The organism is Actinomadura sp. WAC 06369 (genome assembly GCF_003947565.1).
GTDB lineage: Bacteria > Actinomycetota > Actinomycetes > Streptosporangiales > Streptosporangiaceae > Spirillospora > Spirillospora rifamycini.
This window is the reverse complement of the sequence record NZ_QHJN01000400.1, coordinates 1-774: the sequence shown is the minus strand read 5'-3', so window position 1 is coordinate 774 and position 774 is coordinate 1. Positions and strand designations below refer to the sequence as shown.

Annotated in this window: 1 protein-coding gene; it reads left to right on the top strand. The window is 69.4% G+C overall.

The window, feature by feature from the left end:
* A partial coding sequence (locus tag DMH08_RS39670; RefSeq protein WP_233618087.1) for an acyl carrier protein occupies window positions 1–774 on the top strand: 774 nt, incomplete at both ends.

Below are 774 nucleotides of genomic sequence, written 5' to 3'. Positions count from 1 at the left end.
CTCGTGGTCTGGTGGCGAGTTCGGTGGCGTGGGGGTTGTGGGCCGGGGTCGGTATGGCCTCGGGCGCGGGCGGTGAGCGGCTGCGCGGCTTCGGGATGGAAGGAATCGATCCCGAGCGCGGGATGCTCGCTTTGGGGCAGGTGCTGGATGCGGACGAGGCCGCGATGGTGGTGGCGGGGTTCGACTGGCCACAGTTCGTCCCGACCTACACCCTCCACCGCCCCAGCCCATTTCTCTCCGGGATTCCCGAAGCCAACGAAGCGCTGGCCGAGGATGTCGCGGCCGATGCGGGCGAGGAGAGTGTCGGTGAGTGGGCCGGCCGCCTCGCCGGAATGCAGACCGCGGAACAGTGGCAGGTCCTGACCGAACTGGTCCGCGATCACGCGGCGACGGTGCTGGGGCACGATTCCGCCGAGGACGTGTTGCCGCAGCGTGCGTTCAAGGAGCTGGGGTTCGACTCGGTCGGTGCGGTGGAGCTGCGCAACCGTCTGTCGCAGGTGGTGGGGGTCAAGCTCCCGTCGACCATGGTCTTCGACTACCCGAACGCCGCCGCACTCGCAGACTTCCTCCGAAGCGAACTGGTCGGTGCCGGCGACGGAGCGACGCAGAACGAGACCGCCGTCCAGATCACTGCCGCGGCTCTCGATGAGCCGATCGCGATCGTGGGGATGGGCTGCAGGTATCCGGGCGGCGTGACCGGGCCCGACCAGTTCTGGGACCTGCTCGCGTCCGGGACCGATGCGATGGGCGGTTTCCCCACCGACCGCGGCTGGG